The organism is Candidatus Poribacteria bacterium (assembly GCA_021295755.1).
Lineage (GTDB): Bacteria > Poribacteria > WGA-4E > WGA-4E > PCPOR2b > PCPOR2b.
The window spans coordinates 1-20,760 of sequence record JAGWBT010000049.1; the positions used below are offsets into that span (position 1 = coordinate 1).

The following is a 20,760-nucleotide window of genomic DNA, read 5'->3' on the forward strand; positions in this document are numbered from 1 at the left end:
CTGAATCGGACGACGGTTCCCCCTTCGCCGAAGATCCAAATTATCTCTCAGAGCAACTTATCACGTATCTTGGTAACAAACGCGCCCTTCTGGGGCAAATTGGCAAAGCGGTTATGCATGTCAAGAAACGGACCGGTAAGCAATACCTTCGTGTCTTCGACGCATTTAGCGGCTCCGGTGTCGTTTCACGTTTTCTGAAAGCGCACGCATCGTTTATTGTCAGCAACGATTTTGAGGATTACGCTGCTGTGATTGCACGCTGCTATCTGCGCAACAGAAGTTCAGTTAATTTCTCTGCCCTATCCCAAATTGTAAATGAATTAAACGCTCGCGTGGCTGACGAGCCGCTCCCCAAGGGATTTATTGAAACACTCTATGCTCCAAAGAATGAATCAGAAATTACAAAGGCTGATAGGGTTTTCTATACAACTATCAATGCCCGTCGTTTGGACAACTACCGTAGAATGATTGATGGGACACCCTCAGATTCTCGTGATTTGCTTTTGGGGCCCCTTCTAAGCGCCGTATCTGTCCATTCAAATACCGCCGGTGTATTCAAGGGATTTTATAAAGATCGCACCACCGGGGTCGGCCAATACGGTGGCACCGGATTGGATGCCTTAAAACGAATCAAAGGCAAAATCAAGCTTGAAATCCCGGTGTTGAGCAAGTACGAGTGCGATTATCAGGTTCTGCAAGATGACACCAACAAGGTTGCCGATCAGATAAAGGGGCTTGACTTGGCTTACATTGATCCGCCCTATAATCAACACCCCTACGGCTCCAATTACTTTATGCTTAATCTGCTTGTCCATTACAAGCGACCAGATAAAGTAAGCCGTGTGTCAGGCATTCCATCGGATTGGAGACGTTCAGGATATAATGTCCGAGCGAAGTCTTTACCGCTGCTCAAAGAATTGCTCCACAACATTGACGCACGCTTTCTCTTAATCTCTTTTAATAATGAAGGATTCATTAGTCCCGATGAGATGCGTGCTATGCTACAAAAAATAGGTGCCGTTGACGAGTTTAGTGTTCGCTACAATACGTTTCGTGGATCAAGAAATCTCAGAAATCGGACGATTCATGTGACAGAGCAGATGTTTCTCGTAGAAAGAAGATAGTACATTAGGACTTACGCAGCGGGTTCATAAGTCCCCTGATTTTCCAAAGTCCCCCTGACAAGGGTTTCCCCCCTGATAAGGGGGCTAGGGGGGTTAGGGGGTTAAAAATCAAAAATCTGCCCCCGTGTGCTAAGTTTGCGTAAGTCCTGTACATATAATATAAAGGAGAAAACCAATGAACAACACTCCCGATTATACCTCGCGTGTTCCTCACTACACCTTTGCTGATACCCTTGAAGAACAGGAAGAGCAACTTAAAACCAATCCGCTGATGCTCCGACTGATCGAGTCGCGCAAAGGGTATGCGGGCGACCCGCACCGTCCCATCTATCATTACGTGAATCCCGAAGCGATGCTTAACGATCCCAACGGACTCTGTTTCTGGGGCGGCAGGTGGCATCTGTTCTATCAGGCATATCCGCCGGAGGATACCCGCCAGCACTGGGGACACGCTATCAGCGATGATCTCATCCATTGGCGAGACCTGCCCTATGCGATTTACCCCAATCCAGAAAGATGCTGTTTCTCCGGTTCAAGTTATGTCGAGGAAGATCGGGTGATAGCGATGTATCACGGCACAGAGGTAGGGAATATGGTCGCTGTGTCGAGTGATCCGCTGCTGCTGAATTGGGAGAAGGTGACGGGCGAGGCAGTGATTCCGATGAGAAACCCGGATGGGTCAATTCCGCCCTACCGCGTCTTCGATCCGTGTATCTGGAAGAAGGATGGAATGTACTATTCGCTTTCAGGGGGAACGCTGCCACATGGACCGGGTGGCAAACGGATTCGCGCCAATTTCTTGCTCCGTTCACCGGATTTAGCGGATTGGGAGTATCTGCACCCGTTCATCGAGGATGACCAGTACACGTTGGTGGGCGATGACGGCGCTTGTCCATACTTTTGGCCCATCGGTGACCGCCACATCCTCCTATTCTTCAGCCATATGAGCGGTGGACAGTATCTGCTTGGCGATTACGATAAGGATCGCGACAAGTTCGTCGTGACCGCAGGTGCAAAGAACAACTTCGGTGCGGCAGCCCCCGCGGGTGTACACGCACCCTCCGCTACCCCCGATGGCGAGGGAGGACTCATCTGCATCTGGAACATGAACCCCGCAAAGCCGACCCAAGGTTGGAATCAGATCATGACCTTGCCACGACGCCTAACGCTCGCCTCAAAAGATGAGTTGGCAATCGAGCCCGCCGGAGCCATCGAGTCGCTGCGCGGCGCACATCAGGCGGTCGGTGGGATGACGTTGCCCGCTAATCAGGAGATTGTCCTCCAAAATATCGAAGGGAACGCGATGGAAATCGTCGCTGAAGTCGATCCAAAAAGTGCACCGATGGTCGAAATGAACGTCCTCCGTTCACCGCAAAAGGAGGAGTACACCCGTATCGCGTTCTTCAGGGAGCGGGGTTTCAGGGATCCGGATCTGGAACGGGAGGGACGGGATAGCCTGATAACGATTGATTCATCGTATTCGTCAATCTCGCCGGATGTGCTTTCACGCGCCCCCGAAACTGCCGCTGTTTTCATCGAGCCGGATGAAACGCTCAAGTTGCGTGTGTTCATCGACAAGAGCGTAGTTGAGGTATTCGTCAACGGGAAGCAGTGTGTTGCAATGCGTGTCTATCCTGACCGCAAAGATAGCATTGGTGTGTCGCTGCGTTCTCAAGGTCAAGAGAGTGAACTCAGATCGCTCGACGTATGGCAGATGCAGAATATCTATGAAGCGTGAAACGTGAGAAAAACACCGCTCGCAGTGGATTGCCAAATCCACTGCACAAGATACCTAGCATACTGCACGACAGTAGGCTGTAGGGGCAACCCTTGTGGTTGCCTACTGTAGGTCGATTTTCCAAAATCGACGTTTGGGTGTCGAGATATGAATCTCGACCTACAGGTTCTGATAGATTTTTAATAACTAGGGCGTGTTGCCAAATGTCAACACGTAGGTTGGGTTGAACGGGGAACCGTGAAACCCAACAATATCCCCTCTTCGTCCAGCAGGACGATATATATGTAACACACAACGGTTTGGTAGTGAACAACGATCGTTGTTCACTATGAAGCGGGCCATAGATGCACGTATATCTCGTAGGGAACGGAGAGCTCCGTTCCATTTGTTAAATGTCAACAGAACCTAGCAACTTAGGCTAGAATAGGCACATCTGAAGGAGGTGCAAAATGAAAAACATCTTTGCTTGTGTCGGTGGTTATGGTCGTTACGAACACATCATGTATGAGCATCTATCTAGCATCGAGGTGAATCACTTGCAGATCCCAGCACCGTCACCTTCAGCGATTGAGAGTGTGAAGGCAGAATTAGACGAGAATGGTTTTGCGCCGGTGGCGCTGACGGCAAAATATCAAGATGAGGATACGACCGCGACAGACGCAGCGACAGCAGATTGGATAGACGCTTTCGATGCGGCAGTCCGCATGGGTGTCTCGATAGTGCATAGCAGCGTCAAAGCCCACCCCGGATCAGAGTCGGATGTCTATAACTGGCTCTCAAAGATAGGGGACGAAGCCAGTGCACGCGGTCTCACCCTAGCCCTCGAAACCCATCCAACCCTGCTTCACAATGGTGAAGTGTGTTTAGAGTTGATACATGCGGTCAATCACCCAGCCGTCCGCATCAACTTCGATACGGGCAACATCTCCTTCTACACCGACGGCGGCGATGCCGTTGTGGAACTTGAGAAGATCGCCCCTTACGTTGCCTGCACCCATCTGAAAGACCACGATGGCGTATTCGACGCGTGGCACTTCACGACGCTCGGCGAGGGAATCGTAGATTTTGCGGAGGTGTTGAGAATCCTCAAATCGGTTGATTACACGGGTCCCTATATTCTCCAACCGGAAGGCGTCCGCGGCGAGGATCTGACCGAAGCACAGACCAAGGAACGGATAGAGAAGTCGTTTGAACACCTACGTCAGCTCGGTTATGGAGACTAGGTTATGGGGAATCAGTGGGAACGATTAAAAGGCAAAACTTATCCAGATACCTTGACTGAACAACTCACCACGCTTGAAATAGATGAAACCCTGATTTCATACAAGAAACAGAGAGAGCAGATGGCGAAAGACCCGTATCGTCCGATCTATCACATGTCTTCTTTATCAAGCATGGGAGACCCGAACGGGCTTTGCCAATGGCAGGGACGGTATCATCTATTCTACCAATTCGGTCCCGAAGGGAGCGACCGGTGCCACTGGGGGCATTGCTACGCCGATGACTTGGTACATTGGCGCGATCTGCCGCCTGCGCTCTATCCGGACACAGAACTTCACTGTTTCAGTGGCCAGACGCTTGTGGAAGATGAAAGGGTTGTCGCCATTTACCACGGCAAGGAATCGGGGAATAGTATTGCTACTGCGACGGATCCACTTTTGTTAAACTGGGAAAAACATCCAGATAATCCGGTTATCCCCAACCCTAAGATAGACGAATACGAGCGTCCCTACAACGTATTCGACCCATGTATATGGAAAGAGGAAGACGGGTATTATTCAATTTCCGGAACATCAATTGATGGTTACATCCGGGAACGGCGCCGCTCTGCCTCCCATCTTTTCTATTCAAAAGACCTGTCTGAATGGAAATATTTACATCCGCTGCTGATCGATGATGTTTTCTGTGATCTGGGCGAAGATGGTGCAGTACCAAATTTCTTGCCTATCGATCATGGCAAGCACATCTTACTCCTCTTTAGTCACAAACGGGCGGCGCGCTATTACATCGGTGAATATGACCAGCAAACACACCGATTCACGCCAGAATATCACGGCAGAATTAACCACGGTCCCTTTGGCGGCGGACATGTCGCCTGTCCCTCCGCAACGATAGATAGCAATGGACGTTGCATCACTATCCTCAACTGCGCGGACGGTAGGCAAGGTCCGCAATCTGAGTGGGGACGGTGTATGACACTGCCTTGGCAACTCTCCCTGAAGGCAGACACCATGTTGGCAATAGAACCTGTTGATGAGGTGAAATCCCTTCGTTATAATCACGAACATTTCGGGGAGGTTGCGTTATCAGCAAACGAGGAACGCGCCCTAGATAGTGTGGCAGGAAAAGCCATTGAGATCGACTTAACCGTAGAGATAGGAACTGCGCGGGAGGTTGGGGTGTATGTGCTCCGCTCACCAGATGGGCGTGAGCGAACGAAAATTTCGATCTACAACCACGGCCACCCAAAGACCAATGACAGTTTGCAGATCGACACCTCCAACGCTTCTCTGAGGACTGACCTCGTTGGCAAACCGCCAGAGACCGCTCCATTCTATGTGGGGACAGATCGACGGATACGGCTGCGCGTCTTTATCGATCGGAGCCTCATTGAAGTTTTCGCGGATAACGGGGAGTGCAAGGCAGAATGGGCGTTCCCAAGGAAAGGGATCGACAAAATTTTCCCGTTGTTCTCCAGACAGTGTGCCGTTGCGCGTGCCTATCCGGAGCAGGAAGATAGCAACGGTATCTCTCTATTCTCAATAGGGGGCGAAGCACAGATTGTGTCGCTGGATATGTGGCAGATGCGGTCAATCTGGCCTGAGTTGAAATACCAAGAAGGCACATAGAAAAAGGATATCACTTGTGTTGCATCAGTTCGTAGGTCCTAAAAATCTGAATTCATTAAACTTGATTTGCGAATCCATTCGCTCTCTCACAACTCAAGTCAATACTACCCAATCGGGTGGAAGGAGAAAGTAGAATGCCAAGAAGTCATCGCCCCTCAGTCCGCGGGAAACGGTACGTTGTCTCATCGGTACACTATCTCGCAACAATGGGCGGGGCACGTATTCTCGAAAATGGCGGTAACGCCGCCGATGCGGGTGTTGCCGTCGGTATCTGCATCAATGTGCTTCAGCCGGGATTCACCCATTTTGGTGGTGTCGCACCGATAATCCACTGTCCGGGGTCAGGGGCACCCGTAGAAACCATCAGTGGACTCGGACGCTGGCCCCAAGCGGCAAACATCGACTATTTCCGAAAATATCACAACGGTGATCTGCCCCCCGGAATCTTGCGAACCGTTACACCCGCATCGCCCGATGCGTGGCTGACGGCGTTGGCACGATTCGGCACCATGACCTTTGAAGAGGTCATCCAGCCCGCGCTGGATCTTGTCGAACAAGGGCACCCGGTTGATGATCAGTTCCACGCATTTGCTAGCCGGGAGCTAGGGGGCGACCCATCAACGGCTGCTGTCTTCAACCCCGGTGGACATATTCCACAAGTCGGGGAGATCTTTTTCCAGAAGGATCTGGCGAACACCTTCAGGCGGATGATTGATGCTGAACGGGGAGCGAGTGGTAACCGTGAAGCAGGAATCAGAGCCGCACGCGACCTAATCTATAAAGGCGAAATTGCCCACGAAATCGCTGATTTCCACGCGCAGGAAGGGGGACTGCTGACCTACGAAGATCTCGCCGCATTTTCGGTTCGGGTCGAGCCACCAACGCACATCACCTACAAAGGCTATGACGTTTATACCTGTGGACCGTGGTGTCAGGGGCCGACCCTCAACATGGCACTAAAGATTCTCGAAGGGGCTGACTTGCAGGGAATGGGGCACGAGTCTGCGGACTATCTTCACACGGTGATTGAAGGACTGAAATTGGCGTTTGCGGATCGGGAGGCGTATTTCGGCGATCCCGATTTTGTGCAGGTGCCGATGGTAGGCTTGCTTGATGAGCGATATGCCGCTGAAAGACGAGCTGCCATTGATCCACAACGCGCCGTCCCCGACATGCCACTTCCCGGTGATCCGTGGCCATTCCATCCGGAGTCGCGCGGAGAGAACAGCCCCCTCCCAACCTTGGACCCGAATCGTCCACAGCCGGAGCGGATATCGCATTGGGAGAGCGATACCAGTTACCTCTGCGTGATAGATGAGAGCGGTAACGCGTTCTCCGCTACGCCTTCGGATGTGGTTGGCTGGTCTCCAATCGTTCCGGGCTTGGGTTTTCCTGTCTCAGGACGGGGCACGCAGACGTGGCTAGATCCAGCGCACCCCTCCTGTCTGCAGCCGTGGAAACGTCCACGCCTCACCCCGAATCCAGCGCTGGCTCTCAAGGATGGAAAGCCGTTTATGCCTTTCGGTTGTCCCGGTGGAGATGCACAGGTGCAAGGGATGCTGCAGGTGTTCCTCAATATCATCGAGTTCGGGATGGAGCCGCAAGAGGCGATCGAAGCCCCTCGTGTCATCAGTCACAGCTTCCCGAATTCGTTCTGGCCCCATGGATCACTGCCCGGCGAGGTAGTGGTCGAAGCCCGTATCGCCCCACAGACCCGCGAGGCTTTGCGTGGTCGGGGGCATCACCTTCACGATCACGACGATTGGAGTGCAGGGGTCAGCCGTGTGTGCGCAATCACCGTTGATCCTGAGACGGGAACACGCATCGGTGGTGCAGATCCACGCTCCACATCATATGCAATCGGTTGGTAAATGAAGTCACAATGAGAGAGGAGAAATCGTATGCCTTTGACCTTTGATATGTCGTTAGCGGAGTTGAAAACCTATAAGGGCGTAAATCCACGCCCCGACGACTTTGATTCTTTTTGGGAGGACGCGCTTGCGGAGATGCGGGAGGTTGATCCGCAGATTGAGATCTCACCGGCAAGTTTCCAGACCCCCTTTGCAGAATGTTCAGATCTCTATTTCACCGGTGTCGGCGGTGCGCGGGTTCACGCCAAACTTATCGTCCCGAATGAGTTTACTATCCCCCATTCGGCGGTGTTGATGTTCCACGGCTATTCTGGCGATGCCGGCGATTGGGTAAGTAAGTTGGGCTACGCCGCTCTCGGTCACACCGTCGCCGCGCTCGATTGTCGTGGTCAGGGTGGTTCGTCCGAAGATACGGGCGGTGTGACAGGCTGGACGTTACGCGGACATATTATCCGCGGACTTGAAGATCCGCCGGAAAAACTGCTCTACCGCCAGATTTTTCTGGATACAGCACAACTCGCAAAAATTGTGATGGAGATGCCGGAGGTGGACGAAAATCGAGTCGGTGCGACCGGCAGAAGCCAAGGCGGCGGACTGACACTCGCTTGTGCAGCCCTTGAACCGCGTATCAAACGGGCAGCACCCGTGTTTCCGTTCCTCTGCGATTACCAGCGGGTGTGGGAGATGGATCAGGCAAAAGATGCTTACGCCGAATTGGGAGAATACTTCCGTAAATTCGACCCACTCCACGAGCGCGAAGAGGCGATATTTGAGAAACTAGGCTATATCGACGTGCAGTATCTATGTCCACGCATCCGGAGTGAAGTCTTTATGGGGGTGGGACTAATGGACACCATCTGTCCACCTTCGACGCAATTTGCCGCTTATAACAAGATTACAGCGGAGAAATCGTTAGCGATTTATCCTGACTTTGCACATGAAGACCTGCCGGGACTCGGAGACGAGATCTTTCAGTTTATGAGCGGGCTTTAGTTTCCCACTCGACTTGGGTTGTGAAACCATGAGAAGACAAACAGTCCGATCCACTCTGTGGACGCTATTTTTCTGCCTTATCTCCGTCGTGGGACACGCCGATGAAGGCAATTTTTTTGTGCGATTGGATCAGGACATATTCGATGCAATCCACGATGAACCGCCCCGAAGCGAGCCGCTCGGCACCATTATGGAGGTGGGAACCTATTTTGGCGACGGCAGAACAATGCTAGGAGTTTCTCTTCTCCTGATGGCTTATGGCGACGATAACAACCGTGAAACGGGCAGATTGTTGACCTCCACTTTCATCAGCACAGGTGTAATTGTTTGGGGGCTGAAGGAGATTATAGGACGTAAACGCCCCCTCGACGAGGAGGTCGGTAATCCGGCGTTTCCATCGGGGCACACCGCCTACGCTTTCGCCGGTGCGACGGTGCTTGGGAATCGGTATCCCAAACTCCGTATTCCGCTTTACATCGGCGCGGGGTTGGTCGGTCTCACCCGAATCTACCTGGGCAGGCATTATGCGTCTGATGTGATTGCCGGCGCAGCGGTGGGCACAATCACTGGGGCGCTCGTCTCACGCCATCGTGGAACGTTGTTGGAATGGCGGTTCTAATGGAAGACTTTCTACTCCGTCCGCAGACGCGGATCCAACGCATCACGAACAGCATCCCCGAATAGATTCGCCGGCAGCACTAGCCCAAACATAAATAGAAATGCGGCAATGAGATTCCACCAGACCACCGGATCGCGGGCTAACTCCAAACGGGCAGTGTTGATCATGTTGCCCCAACTGCCCGTCGTCGGATCGACACCGATCTGGAGATAGGTCAGCAATGCTTCAAAGAAAACCAGCCCACTGAAACGCAGGATAGCAGAGATAAGCACGATGTGCATGACGTTTGGTACGATATGCTTGGCAAGGATCTTCCATCGACTCACGCCGAAGGCTTCTGCGGCTTGGATATATTCTAGCTCCCGTAGCTTGAGGGTTTCGCCGCGCAGCAGTCGGCACAGCCCCGTCCAACTGCTGATCCCTAGGATGAGACAGAGGTTGAACAAGCCGTGTCCAAACAGGAGCATGAACGCAGCGATCAACAGAATGCTCGGAATAGACGCAAGGGTGGAGTAGATATATTGAACAATGTCATCAACCCGTCCCCCGAGATAACCGGCGATTACGCCGAAGCAGAGCGCGAACGGGATCGCGGTCAGCGTTGTGAACCCACCGATAATCAGCGCCGTCCGAATCCCTTTCAGCGCACGGTAGAAGACGTCGGTGCCGACCTTGTCTGTGCCGAAGAGGTGTGAATGTGGGTGTTGCAGCGGCGGATGCTCGCGGGTGATTCGCCCATCCGGCTGCTGGATTGTACTCTTGGTGTAGAGATGAGCTGCGAAGGGGGCAGAGTAGGTTTTTTCGGTGTTCTCACGTAGCGGTGTGCAGATTCGATCTAGGAGACTCCACCTTCGCGGGGAATAGATGAGTTGTTCCGTTTCGTTGCGAACCAACTTTCCATCCGGGTTGAAGACCGGATCACTCCAACGGATACTATCGAGCAATCCAATGGAGATATAGATCGATAGAATAGCAAAGGAAACCATCGCCAACCGACGCCCGCAGACCTGACGTGCAGCACTTTGCCAATACTCTCGACGCGCAGCGTACCGAATCAGGAGGATTGCTGCCGCAATCATCGCGAGAAGGAACAGGTTATGATGGGCTGCAGATCGCCAGATCCATGCGATGCGATCACTGAAGTGGATGGCTCCCGCCGTCTGATCCATTCCGATGAGAAAGATGGACATTGTTATTTGTCCTCTACGCTACGGAACCTCGCCTCGTATAGTCGAACAAATTGACATGGTTCGGGAATACCAACTTTCTCATGTTCAAAATCGAGTGGGCTATGTAATTGCCAAAATTCATCTTCCTCCTCCGGCGTGTCAAAGTTCGGAGGGGACGGTAATTTTTTATTCATCCGTTTTCCGTCGTCTTGCTTGCTAAAGATAGTATGCACAGGGGTTACGGCATACGGAGTATGCCTACTACTTTATCACAGACGTGGTAGCGGTCGTGGGAGCGTGTCGTGCGGGTGAACTAGCGCGTGACGCTCATGCAACTGAGTCAAATGACGGAGCCGCTCTGGGCTAGCGGTCTCTAGCATCAGATCTGTGTACATACCGCCGATTTTGAACCCGTGCGCGACAGGGCAATGATGGCGGAGGTATTGATCCACGCGTGCGATCCCTTCCTCCGTTACCCCCTGCTTAATCAGATTCATCGTAAACATGCGCCGACGGTTGCTGCCGCCGAAGGCAGCGTGCAGGGTATCGTGATAGAAGATTGCCAGATCACCGGGATTCGTTTCTAAGGCGACATTCCCTGGAACCTCGGAGGGCGGGATACCCCATAACTGTTCAGAATCTCGCGGCGATATATTTTCCGTCCGCCAGAAGGAGTCGGGGCGATGACTGCCCGGCATGACGCGCAAACAGCCGGTATCTCGGGCTAGCGGGTCGAGATAGTATGCTATTTTGATTGCAAAGAGTTCAGGGTATCCGCCATCAGCATGCCAACCGGTATCTCCGCTGTAGTAGTTGCCGTCGCCGGAAGCGTAGTTAAAGTCGTCCCCCAAAATATCGGAGGCGATGCCGACGACGCGTGGGTCGTCGAGCAGCGTACAGAGCTTTGCGCTGTGATCGATGGTCGGAACAATCATGGTGCGTTGTGATCCATCGTGTTCATCGCCTTTTCCGTAAGTATCGAGGACGTGCTCAAACTCTTCTGTAATCCAAGCGACCTCGTCCGGCGTGAACAGTTGCGGAATATGGATGAATCCAAAGGTGTGGAAAAAGTTGAGTTGTTGTTCAGTCAGGTACATGGGAATATCCCTCTCTATCCGTACAGATTAGTAAAGGACCATAAAAGCAGAAAGTGCAAAATGCCAAAAGCGTGAAACGTGATGTCCCGTTCCGAGGATCCCGATCTATCAGGACGTGAAAACTATTTCTTTATAGGAGCGTTACTTTTTGAGTGCCGCTTGTCGCCTCGCCGCCTCCCCTTGCTCACCGATATGTAGAGTATCATACGCCTGCTGGGAGGTTTTGAAATGCCCTAATCCCTCATGTCCGTGCCAGTCGCCCTGAGTCATAATCGGATTCTTGAGTCCCGTTTCTGCCTCACGTTTCGCAATCCATCTCTGCATCCGTGTTTCGAGCCCGGCTACAACATCGGGATATATCTCGGCGAGGTTGTTGTTTTCATCGGGATCCTCAATGAGGTTGTACAATTCGACCGGCGGTTTGAAATGGAAATCCGGTTCTAGGGCGATAATCAACTTCCATTCCGGGGTGCGCCAGCCGTGCTTCCGCATCCAAGTACATTCTGTGATGTAAAACTCGCTTTCGTAGGAAGCGATCCCTCCCCGCACTAACCGCATCAAGCTCTCCCCATCAAATGTCATATCCGTCTCGATTTCTGCCAATTCAAGGATAGTCGGCACGAGTGCTTTATGCTGGTTAAAGCCGCTGATCCGTTTTCCGGCGGGAACTTTGCCGGGATAGCGGATAATTAACGGCACATGCAGGGTGACATCATAAATCCCATGGTGGTCGAACCAGCATTCATGGTCGTAAAGCGTCTCTCCGTGATCGCCGTTGATGATGACGATGGTTTCATCGAGGATACCGTGTGCTTCTAGGGCGTTGAAGATGGTTTGAATACAAGCGTCCATATAGGCAATCGCCCCATCATACTGGGCGATAATATAATCCTTGTCTGTGACGCCGGGCGGCATCCACCTCGCAAAATAGTCACAGAACGGCTTAAAGTCCATCACCGGCTCCATTGACTTGTTTGCCGGATCAAATTCGTTGCCATGATAGAACATCCGCTCGTAAGGGGGCGGTGGGAGGTATGGGGAATGCGGGTCCATGTGCCGTAAGAACAGGAGGAAAGGCTTTCCCCATTCTACGAGGCGGTCAAGTTCAGGGATTGTGACCTCGTTGAGGTTCTGCGCTTTAGGACTGGGGCGCTCTTCCCAACTCCCCCAGCCTGAATAATCCAAGTAGTTATCAAACCCACGCGAACTGGGGTTGCCGCTGAACCCGACACAGGTTGTCTCGTAACCAACTTCTCGAAGGATTTCGGGGAGGGGCTTGACTTCGGATCTGAGCGGACCTTTGTGTCGTAGTGCGACAACCTGTGTGCCAAAAACATCCATCCCTGTGAGCATTGACGCATAGGCACTGGTGGTCGGGATATGCGCGCTATAAGTACGTTCAAAGAGCGTTCCGTCCTGCGCAAACCGATCAATATGCGGTGTCGTGAGCCGGTGGTAGCCGTAACAGCTCATGTGGGTCGCAAGGAGAGAATCGATCCCCATCAGCACGATATTAGGATGTTTTGCCATAAGCGTCCGTGGTGCGGTAAATCACCGTCGCTCCTTAGCTTTGAGGCTATACAATACCTGCATCTCACACTTGGACAGCCTCATCTAAAGCCCGAATGTAGCCAATCGTCCAAGCAAGTCCGGAGGCAGAATCTCCGGCGATAGATGGGTAGTGTTCAGGGTAGATCTGCCCTTGATAGTTGATCTGCTTGAGTGCGCGGATCGAACCAACCATATCGACTTCGCCTGTACCAAAGGCAACCTCAAGGTAGCCGATATCTGCTAGACGCTTTTCGACTTCCGGTGAAATGTCACCCTCAACTTGTGTTACGACATCACGGATGTGGAACATGAAGATCTGATCGCCGTAGTTCAAGATGTCTCTCACCAGATCGTCGCCAGCCATCTGGGATTTGCCTTGGCAGAATGTGACGCCGTTGGCGGGGCTATTTACTTCATTAAGGAGCCGCGACATCGTTTCGTAGTTCCAGAGCAGGCGATCCGGCACATGGAAGTGGTGGGTGGAGATTCGGACCCCGGCGGTTTCTGCGATACGGGTGATTTGGTTATAGACCTCAATTAAGCCACTCCAAAGTCCCTCTCTTTCGGCATCAGAACTCAATGGATCAACGTTGAGATAGAGATGAACGTATGGGATGCCTGCTTCCCCCATATTTTGGATAAGCTGTCCGAAGGTTGCCACTTCTTCCTTTTGGATCTCAGGATCGGAGAAGGCAGCCTGACGTATACGTTCGGGTGTGAGTGCGGCGAGGGTAACTCCCGCAGCGGCGTATTTGTCGACAAGGTCTTTCAGTGCATCGGTTGAGGGGATGGAGTCTTCACCGGCAATTCCAGCCGCACTCAAAACGATGTGATGGACATCGGTATCATGACAAAAAGCGATGTTGCGGTCGTGGTCTGTTCCGTAAGGCGCGAAAATACCGATAGCTAACATTGGATAACCTCCGTTTGGTTGAAGTCACAGTGGAGCGTTAAGGGAGCGGAAATATCTCAATCAATACCGATATAAGGTCAAGGCGCTATTCTACCATCAAAACAGATTCGTGCCAAGAAAAATTTAGATGATTGTGTTATCTCACAGAAGATGATATAATGTCCACCATCTATCCAATATGGTAAGGAGGGATTTCTATTATGAGTCAGGAAAAGGTTTTCCAAGTCGGTGGGGTTGAACTCCACGTTGACAACCGGAGCATAACCGGTGATGGCGGTCCTTCTGTCCGCGTCTACGGCGATGTCGATGGTGAAGCGGTACAACTGCTGCGGTTCGATTGCTTCCGAAAAGATCCGCACTATCATTATGATCCATCCGGTAGAAACGACCAACACCACCTCGATAAGGCAACTGTACCCGATTCGATTGGCTGGACGATGGAGCAACTCGGAAACAATCTCGCGGAGATGATTCGCACGGCTAGCTATGATGGAGTCGCCGCAGGAGTCGATCAGGCAGCGGTCAAAGCTGTGCTGTCAGAGGTTGAATCAATTATGCGAGGTTAAGGGGTTTGCTTAATATGGGCATTTTGAACGATAAGCCACCCTCATTTTTTCTGTGCCGTTGGGGCGCATCCCGGTTTTCATGTGGATGCCGCCTTTTCGGCACCCAGTCAAACGACAAGAAATTGAGCAAAGCTATTTCGTCCCAATGCTAGTTACCCGTCTTGTCATTCTGTAGATGCAATTTCTCTCTCTGCTCTGCTGTCACCCGATCCGCATCCGCATCGGTGTAGACCACATGCGGTGTGATGAACACCATCAACTCCGTTTTTTCGATTCGCGTGTCTGTTCGCCGAAACAGCTTACCCAGCAGCGGAATATCTCCCAACACCGGTATCTTGTGGACGGTCTCCGTTTTGTCGTCCTTAATCATCCCACCGATAACCATCGTCTGTTTGTCCCTGATTGTCACGAACGCCGACGCCTCGCGTGTGGAGATGATTGGGGCATCGAACAAGGTAAACTCGACCAAACTGTTGATCTGTTGATTGACATCAAGGGAAACGGTTCCGGATCTGTTGATGCGCGGTGTAACGGTCAGGATGACGCCAACATCCCGAAAGTCTGTGCTGGTCAGGATACCCCCTGTCGCGGTCTCCTGCGTGCTGACAAGGAACGGCACCGCTTGACCGACGTTGATAATCGCTTCCTGATTATTTTTGGTCATGATGCGCGGTGTAGAGAGGATATTGACCTTTGTGTCCTTCGTCAGGGCGTGGAGCATTGTGTCTAGCTTGCTGGACAAGATACCGTATTTCAAGCCGAAAATCTCATCGGTCAACCCGAAATCGGTGGCCCCCTCCTGCTGATAGGTTTTATCGTTGACAGTTGTGTCTTGTTCCCACATCCACTCGACTCCAAACGCACTGTCGTCATCGAGCGTCACTTCAATAATCTGCGCCTCAATGAGGACTTGAGGAAGTAGAACATCAAGCTGTTTGACCAGTTTTTCAACGGCGGGAAAGTTTCGGACAAATGTGGTAATCAGTAGAGCGTTCGTTTCCTCATCGGCAACGATTTTCACATTGCCTGTGAGACCACGTGCAGCATCGGCGGTCTGTGCACCTGAACCTAACGCACCAGCAGCTGATGTTCTGCCGCCAAATCCACCTCCGAATCCGCCCCCGAACCCACCAAATCCACCCCCAATGAAATTTGTGCGGGTCGCTGCTTGGCGTTCAAAGAGTTCGGTGGAGAGGAGTTCGTTGAGCACAGCCGAGACGTTTGCCGCATCAGCGTGTTCGAGGGTAAAAATCCGGGTGTCTTCAGCGAAGTCCGCAATATCCCTGTCCAATTGTTCAATGAGCTTGCCGACAGCCTCCATCTGCTCTGCGGTCGTTGTTACTATCACGGAATTGGTTCGTGCATCTGGCACGGCAACCAGCTCTGGCAGACCGAGGACACCCTCTCCGCTTTGTCCACTCTGCTGTTGTCGTTGTTGCTGCTCCTCAAAAAAACGTCTACCTCTACCACCACCAAATCCGCCAAATCCACCCCCAAACCCTGTGGCAAAGACATTTCGTGCGGTACTGGAGAAGGCTTGGTTAAGTTCATTGGCAATCTCTGTTGCATCGCCGTGCTGCAAGGAGAACACGCGTGTTTCTGGTTCAGAGAAGCGTTGTGTATCTAGCTCCAAAACAAGCCTACGGATAACTGCGAGATTGGGTTGACTGGCAGACACGATCAGCGAGTTGGTGTTTTCATCGGCGACTGCTTTGACCTCGCCGAGCAGTTGCAACGCACCGCCTTCTGTAGGACTACCTTCCTCAGTTGTCGTTTGCCCTTCCCCGCCATCTCCCCCAAATCGACCCCGATCACCAAACCCACCACGGCGCCCCCGCTGTTGTCGTGTTTGTTCCGCTGCGGCTTCGACGTCCTGCGGCTTCTCATACAGTTTGGTAACGACTTCGGCTAACTTGACCGCGTCCGCATATTGCAACGAAAACACCTCAATCTTGATCCGGTCCAGCATTGAAATATCGAGTTCCTGGACAATTTCCGCTAACCTTTTGATATTCGCTGAAGATGCCGTGATGATAAGTGTATTGCTCCGACCATAGGCGGTCATCACACCGTATTGTGGCACAAAATCCTTGAGGTCTTTGACAAGTTGTGTCGCATCCGCCGCAGAGAGCGGCATCACCTGCGTGGTAATGGTATCCTCGGATCTGATTTCCTCCGGGTCGCTTCCGACCCGTATCGGTGTGGCTTCAAGTTTTGCCTCCGCTAGCGGAACTATTTTCAGACTACGTCCATTAAGGATGCTCGTATACCCTTTGATTGCTAAGGTCGTGTTCAACACCGAAAATGCCTCGTCTAACGGCATGTCATCGGGACTGATGATGGTAGCACGCATATCCAGATCCGCCGATTTGACGATGGTGTAACCTGTTGCATCGGAGATAAATTCCAAGATATGTTCGAGCGAAGCGTCTTTGAATCGCATGGAGATGCGTTTCGATTCAGTTTCACTCTCGGCAACTTCGTTTTGGCCGAACCCTAAAGAGGCCGTAAGGAGAAAAAGCAGTAGATAGCCAAGGCTAAATACCCATTTCAGAGATTTTATCATTGATTTAGCTCCTCTTTTCTCCTTGCTCGCATCCGTTCAATAAGACTTTGTTCAGCGTCACCACCACTACCTCCCTGTGTTCCCGACAGCGCCTCCGTTTCGTTGGGAAACTCTGGTATTTTCGCTGTACCGGCGGTATCGAAGCGCAGCTGTTCATCTGCTCCATATTCGATACTTTCTCCCAAGGCGAGTTGCACAACCATCTCGCCGCGAGCGAGTGTGATGTGTTCAGACATAATATCTTGCACACGTACGTCCTTTAGCATTTCACCGCGCCGGAGAAAAGCGCCTTCATTTCGCTTCCGGTCCTCGACAACGGCAATCCAGTCCGAACCGCTTTTCGCGATCCCGGTCAGGACCAGTGTATAGGTCGGTGGTGGAGGTGGTATTTCAACAATCGGTTCAGGAGTGACCGTTGGGGTGGGTTCTTCCGGCGATTGAATCTCCTTTTTCCAGCCAAGCGGTCGAAATAGATCGTTTTCGGCAATAATTTCGTAATCCTTTAGTTCCAAGGCAACAGGAAAAGCCCACTCTGATTGGGAGAAAGCGGGCTTGGATGTTGATACTTTTTGCGGAAGTTGAAAGGATTTGAGGCCCGTATCGTTTTCTGCCATTTTGAAGATAACAAAATATATGATGAGCCCCAAAATGGTAACACTCACAAATAATAAGGAGATAACATTTTTCACCGACTATTCTCCTGGATCTCTCAGATTCAAACAGACTATCTCTTGATGGTTTCGAAGGTAAAGTTTACCGCCGGATAGTGTAGGAGCAGTCCAGCACCGTCCAGAAAGGACCTGCGCCTGTGCGACTTCACGATACGCTTCCGGGGTTGTTTCAATGAGTGCGAGGTTCCCATGTTCACCGAGAACGATAAGATGATGATCAGCATAGATGACCGTGCCTTGACCAAATCCGCGGGTCTTCCACTTTTCCTCGCCTGTATCAGCATTGAGACACTTAAAGATGGTGTTTGAGAAACCGTAGATGTGACCTTCATGAAGTACGGTTGTGGAAAAGCCATTAATCATCGTATGGCTTCGCCACACCTCTTCGACGCGTATATCCTCATCTGTCCCGGCAATCCGTAGGACAACCCCGGCATCACCACTACGAGAGGAGATAAAAACCTTATCAGGTGAGATGAACACCGGTGTTACACGATTATCGCTATTTCGTCCACCATACCACGGATAACGCCAATACACGCTTCCATCTTCAGGTGAAACAGCGAGAAGCTCATCCCGCGCGAAAAAGAGTGCCTGCCGGACGCCGTTGACGGTCACAAGAATTGGGGAGGAATAGCTGGAAGGAGAAGTCGCCATCCCCCAAATACGCTCCCCGGTCTCTTTGTTAAAAGCAACAATGGTGTTGTCGCTCGTGCCGCCGACCTCAATGAGCAGACGGTTATCCTCAATAATCGGTGATGTCGAGAAGCCCCAGCGCGGCATCGAACTCGAAAATGCTTTTGTGAAATCATGGTCCCAGAGTTCTTTTCCTGTGTTTGCGTTGAGTGCAACGAGCCGACCAAAAGCACTCAAGATGTAAACCGTATCGCCATCAATCGTCGGTGTGGAGCGCGGGCCGTTTCCACCCTGGCGTTCTGCGTAAAACCAATCGTCAAGATACCGCCAGAGTTCCTTCCCTGTCTCAGCATCGAGACACACAACGACCTCGTCCTCGCCCTTGGCGAACATGGTATAAGCGCGTCCGTTCGCAACTGAGATTCCTGAAAACCCCTCGCCAAGTGGGAGCCGCCACAACTCTTTTGGGCCCGCCTCTGGCCACGCCTTGAGGATTCCCGTTTCGAGAGATACCCCATCCCGATTCGCTCCTCGCCATTGATGCCATTCCGCTTGAGTTATTGATTCGTGCTCTTCTGCCCCGACTATACTGCTACCCATAAGCACAATAGTGATATAAAAAAATATGTTTGCTGAACGGTTAAATCTTCGTATCATGTTATCTCCCCAATGTGAGTTTAGGATATTTATAGTGGACCGTAGAATTAATGAGACACTCAAAACCGGTGCGGTTAAAAACCGCACCTACCGGCCCCGATAAATCGGGATCGCTGCACAGAGGGGCGAAAGTGCCTATTTATTTTTAGAATTCACTATAAGTGGTACAGCTTTGAATGCAAATTGCGGATTTCAAACGTTTGGTGCATAGCATAGATTCGCCGGTTATCCGCCCAGACCGCCAAACCCACCTTGACCCCCGCCACCTCTGCGACCACCACCAAATCCGCCCCTACGTCCCATTTCCGGCAATTTTAGTTCGGGCAGTTTGATGTCCAAGAATCTTTCTTTTTGTTCCTGGTTGAGGACTTCGTGAATTTCCGCGACTAAGGTTTCAATCTGTTTTTGGAAAGCTGCACGCTGCTGATAGAATGCCTGCATTTGATTCTGAGAACCACCACGCCTCCCGCGACCACCAAAGCCACTACCGCCGCGTATCTGATTGCGCCTTTCCACGAACCCGGCTTCCAATGTTTCCTTCTCTAATTCATAATCCTCAACAATCTCATCAATCTGTTGCACCTTGGATTGTACTACCCTGCGCTGAGTTTCTGAGAGATTTAAGACGCTTGAAGTTTTTTCAATATCAAGCAACTTTGTGCCTCCACACGCAGATATGGCGAATATTATGATGACAAAGATAAATCCGTTGAACAATGTTTGGAGGTTCATTGGTATCTCCCTCAACCTTAGGTGTGTTATGTTCAAGGAGAAGCGGCTAAAGGGAAGGTGCATCTCCACTGTACCCTTAGCCGCTTCCTCAAATCGCCATACTATTAATTACCTTGTGGCCTATCTGGTCGATTACCACGACGTCTCTCTCCGTCGCCGAGTCGTCCCCGACGACCGCCAAATCCGCCGCTATCATTGTTGACGATGCCAGCGATGGTCAACTGTGCTTCTTGCCGCACAGTTAGTAGTTCAACGAGATCTTTCTCTAGCGCTTCGGCTTTTTCCTTCTGTGTAGCCTGATGCGCTTTGAAAGTTTTGAGTGCAGTCTTGATCTGCTTGTTATCTCCACCATCAACCGATGTGCGTAGAGCTTGTGTAAATGGACGCAACTCTTGGCGCTGTTGCAGGCGATGCTGTGCAATGGCTTTGATTTTCGGCACGAGAATAGTGGCTTCTTCATCAGAAAGATTCAAATCCTCGACAGCGCGTTCGGTTTGTCGTTCTGCCATCTGCGCGGGATCGAATTGCCCCCTGCGACCCTCACCTCGTTCGCCCCGCCTCTGTTGCTGGAGATTAGAACGATCGGGACGCGTGTCCTCCTGCGCTGAAATGAAGTATGCGCTTGACAGTACAAGACCGATGACAAATATGGCTACGAGTGAACGATTCAATTTTGGGCTTGGTAGGTTGGGTTTCCGCAAAGTTAAAAACATGATATTTCCCTCCGTAAGAAAAGTAGAATAAGTTTACTGCTGGTTTATAAAAACCGATTTTCGTCATGGTTAGGCAAACGAAAGGATAAAAGGTTCGACTTTTTTCGGAAAATTGTCTGAATCCGATAAATTTGGACTACTTGCTGGGAGGGGTTCTGTGGAGGGCAACAACGGAACAGGAGTGAGCGGAAGAGACAGGTAAATTCACGAATAGCAGGAAGTTTTTAGACACAGAGAGGTGGTTGATGTCTAAGCAACTGGGTTAATTGACATACTCCCCGCCCTAAAGGACGAG

The 20,760-nt window shown here is 51.5% G+C and carries 18 protein-coding genes; 8 read left to right on the plus strand and 10 right to left on the minus strand.

The genetic code is table 11. From position 1 onward, the window contains the following. Window positions 1-59: 59 nt before the first annotated feature. The 7 genes from J4G02_08925 (at window position 60) to J4G02_08955 (ending at window position 9,194) form a co-directional block, all read left to right on the plus strand. Complete coding sequence (locus J4G02_08925; protein MCE2394694.1) at window positions 60-1,124, plus strand: DNA adenine methylase; 1,065 nt, start codon at window positions 60-62, stop codon at window positions 1,122-1,124. A gap of 175 nt (window positions 1,125-1,299) precedes the next feature. Then, window positions 1,300-2,862 (plus strand): glycoside hydrolase family 32 protein, encoded by a 1,563-nt coding sequence (locus tag J4G02_08930; protein MCE2394695.1) that lies wholly within the window; start codon window positions 1,300-1,302, stop codon window positions 2,860-2,862. A gap of 449 nt (window positions 2,863-3,311) precedes the next feature. Beyond that, window positions 3,312-4,085 (plus strand): sugar phosphate isomerase/epimerase, encoded by a 774-nt coding sequence (locus J4G02_08935; GenBank protein MCE2394696.1) that lies wholly within the window; start codon window positions 3,312-3,314, stop codon window positions 4,083-4,085. A 3-nt stretch (window positions 4,086-4,088) separates the two neighbouring features. Beyond that, the gene (locus J4G02_08940) at window positions 4,089-5,711 is read left to right on the plus strand and encodes a glycoside hydrolase family 32 protein (GenBank protein MCE2394697.1); all 1,623 of its coding nucleotides are present in this window, start codon (window positions 4,089-4,091) and stop codon (window positions 5,709-5,711) included. Between the two features lie 134 nt (window positions 5,712-5,845). Continuing rightward, window positions 5,846-7,582, plus strand: a complete 1,737-nt coding sequence (locus J4G02_08945) for a gamma-glutamyltransferase family protein (GenBank protein MCE2394698.1) — start codon at window positions 5,846-5,848, stop codon at window positions 7,580-7,582. Between the two features lie 30 nt (window positions 7,583-7,612). Beyond that, on the plus strand, window positions 7,613-8,575 hold the full coding sequence (locus J4G02_08950; GenBank protein ID MCE2394699.1) for an acetylxylan esterase: 963 nt from the start codon (window positions 7,613-7,615) through the stop codon (window positions 8,573-8,575). Between the two features lie 28 nt (window positions 8,576-8,603). Next, on the plus strand, window positions 8,604-9,194 hold the full coding sequence (locus J4G02_08955) for a phosphatase PAP2 family protein (protein ID MCE2394700.1): 591 nt from the start codon (window positions 8,604-8,606) through the stop codon (window positions 9,192-9,194). 11 nt (window positions 9,195-9,205) lie between these two features. Here J4G02_08955 and J4G02_08960 read toward each other — a convergent pair whose 3' ends face one another. The 5 genes from J4G02_08960 to J4G02_08980 all read right to left on the minus strand — a co-directional run bounded on the left by J4G02_08960 (window position 9,206) and on the right by J4G02_08980 (window position 13,924). Beyond that, a complete protein-coding gene (locus J4G02_08960; GenBank protein ID MCE2394701.1) occupies window positions 9,206-10,273 on the minus strand; it encodes an ABC transporter permease in 1,068 nt (355 codons plus the stop codon). 113 nt (window positions 10,274-10,386) lie between these two features. Next, on the minus strand, window positions 10,387-10,557 hold the full coding sequence (locus J4G02_08965) for a hypothetical protein (GenBank protein ID MCE2394702.1): 171 nt from the start codon (window positions 10,555-10,557) through the stop codon (window positions 10,387-10,389). A gap of 75 nt (window positions 10,558-10,632) precedes the next feature. Then, window positions 10,633-11,460, minus strand: coding sequence for a phytanoyl-CoA dioxygenase family protein (locus tag J4G02_08970; protein MCE2394703.1), 828 nt, complete (start codon window positions 11,458-11,460; stop codon window positions 10,633-10,635). 141 nt (window positions 11,461-11,601) lie between these two features. Then, entirely contained in the window at window positions 11,602-12,990 is a 1,389-nt protein-coding gene (locus J4G02_08975) for a sulfatase (protein MCE2394704.1), read from the minus strand. 64 nt (window positions 12,991-13,054) lie between these two features. Then, window positions 13,055-13,924, minus strand: coding sequence for a mannonate dehydratase (locus tag J4G02_08980; GenBank protein MCE2394705.1), 870 nt, complete (start codon window positions 13,922-13,924; stop codon window positions 13,055-13,057). A 200-nt stretch (window positions 13,925-14,124) separates the two neighbouring features. Between J4G02_08980 and J4G02_08985 the strand changes: the two genes are divergently transcribed. Beyond that, window positions 14,125-14,490: a hypothetical protein gene (locus J4G02_08985; protein ID MCE2394706.1), complete on the plus strand. Its 366-nt coding sequence runs from the start codon at window positions 14,125-14,127 to the stop codon at window positions 14,488-14,490. 148 nt (window positions 14,491-14,638) lie between these two features. Here J4G02_08985 and J4G02_08990 read toward each other — a convergent pair whose 3' ends face one another. The 5 genes from J4G02_08990 to J4G02_09010 form a co-directional block, all read right to left on the minus strand. After that, entirely contained in the window at window positions 14,639-17,056 is a 2,418-nt protein-coding gene (locus tag J4G02_08990) for a hypothetical protein (GenBank protein MCE2394707.1), read from the minus strand. Further along, window positions 17,053-17,745, minus strand: coding sequence for a hypothetical protein (locus tag J4G02_08995; protein MCE2394708.1), 693 nt, complete (start codon window positions 17,743-17,745; stop codon window positions 17,053-17,055). The genes J4G02_08990 and J4G02_08995 overlap by 4 nt, the downstream gene beginning before the upstream one ends. Window positions 17,746-17,748: 3 nt before the next feature. Then, window positions 17,749-19,020: a PQQ-like beta-propeller repeat protein gene (locus tag J4G02_09000; GenBank protein ID MCE2394709.1), complete on the minus strand. Its 1,272-nt coding sequence runs from the start codon at window positions 19,018-19,020 to the stop codon at window positions 17,749-17,751. 225 nt (window positions 19,021-19,245) lie between these two features. Further along, entirely contained in the window at window positions 19,246-19,752 is a 507-nt protein-coding gene (locus J4G02_09005; protein MCE2394710.1) for a hypothetical protein, read from the minus strand. 104 nt (window positions 19,753-19,856) lie between these two features. Next, window positions 19,857-20,465, minus strand: a complete 609-nt coding sequence (locus J4G02_09010) for a hypothetical protein (GenBank protein MCE2394711.1) — start codon at window positions 20,463-20,465, stop codon at window positions 19,857-19,859. Window positions 20,466-20,760: the final 295 nt, after the last annotated feature.

What these genes read in the sequence shown, in the direction of transcription:
- J4G02_08930 (MCE2394695.1), top strand. Translation starts at nt 1,300, where the DNA reads ATGAACAACACTCCCGATTATACCTCGCGTGTTCCTCACTACACCTTT.
- J4G02_08935 (MCE2394696.1), top strand. Translation starts at nt 3,312, where the DNA reads ATGAAAAACATCTTTGCTTGTGTCGGTGGTTATGGTCGTTACGAACAC.
- J4G02_08940 (MCE2394697.1), top strand. Translation starts at nt 4,089, where the DNA reads ATGGGGAATCAGTGGGAACGATTAAAAGGCAAAACTTATCCAGATACC.
- J4G02_08945 (MCE2394698.1), top strand. Translation starts at nt 5,846, where the DNA reads ATGCCAAGAAGTCATCGCCCCTCAGTCCGCGGGAAACGGTACGTTGTC.
- J4G02_08950 (MCE2394699.1), top strand. Translation starts at nt 7,613, where the DNA reads ATGCCTTTGACCTTTGATATGTCGTTAGCGGAGTTGAAAACCTATAAG.
- J4G02_08955 (MCE2394700.1), top strand. Translation starts at nt 8,604, where the DNA reads ATGAGAAGACAAACAGTCCGATCCACTCTGTGGACGCTATTTTTCTGC.
- J4G02_08960 (MCE2394701.1), bottom strand. Translation starts at nt 10,273, where the DNA reads ATGATTGCGGCAGCAATCCTCCTGATTCGGTACGCTGCGCGTCGAGAG.
- J4G02_08965 (MCE2394702.1), bottom strand. Translation starts at nt 10,557, where the DNA reads ATGAATAAAAAATTACCGTCCCCTCCGAACTTTGACACGCCGGAGGAG.
- J4G02_08970 (MCE2394703.1), bottom strand. Translation starts at nt 11,460, where the DNA reads ATGTACCTGACTGAACAACAACTCAACTTTTTCCACACCTTTGGATTC.
- J4G02_08975 (MCE2394704.1), bottom strand. Translation starts at nt 12,990, where the DNA reads ATGGCAAAACATCCTAATATCGTGCTGATGGGGATCGATTCTCTCCTT.
- J4G02_08980 (MCE2394705.1), bottom strand. Translation starts at nt 13,924, where the DNA reads ATGTTAGCTATCGGTATTTTCGCGCCTTACGGAACAGACCACGACCGC.
- J4G02_08985 (MCE2394706.1), top strand. Translation starts at nt 14,125, where the DNA reads ATGAGTCAGGAAAAGGTTTTCCAAGTCGGTGGGGTTGAACTCCACGTT.
- J4G02_08990 (MCE2394707.1), bottom strand. Translation starts at nt 17,056, where the DNA reads ATGATAAAATCTCTGAAATGGGTATTTAGCCTTGGCTATCTACTGCTT.
- J4G02_09000 (MCE2394709.1), bottom strand. Translation starts at nt 19,020, where the DNA reads ATGATACGAAGATTTAACCGTTCAGCAAACATATTTTTTTATATCACT.
- J4G02_09005 (MCE2394710.1), bottom strand. Translation starts at nt 19,752, where the DNA reads ATGAACCTCCAAACATTGTTCAACGGATTTATCTTTGTCATCATAATA.
- J4G02_09010 (MCE2394711.1), bottom strand. Translation starts at nt 20,465, where the DNA reads ATGTTTTTAACTTTGCGGAAACCCAACCTACCAAGCCCAAAATTGAAT.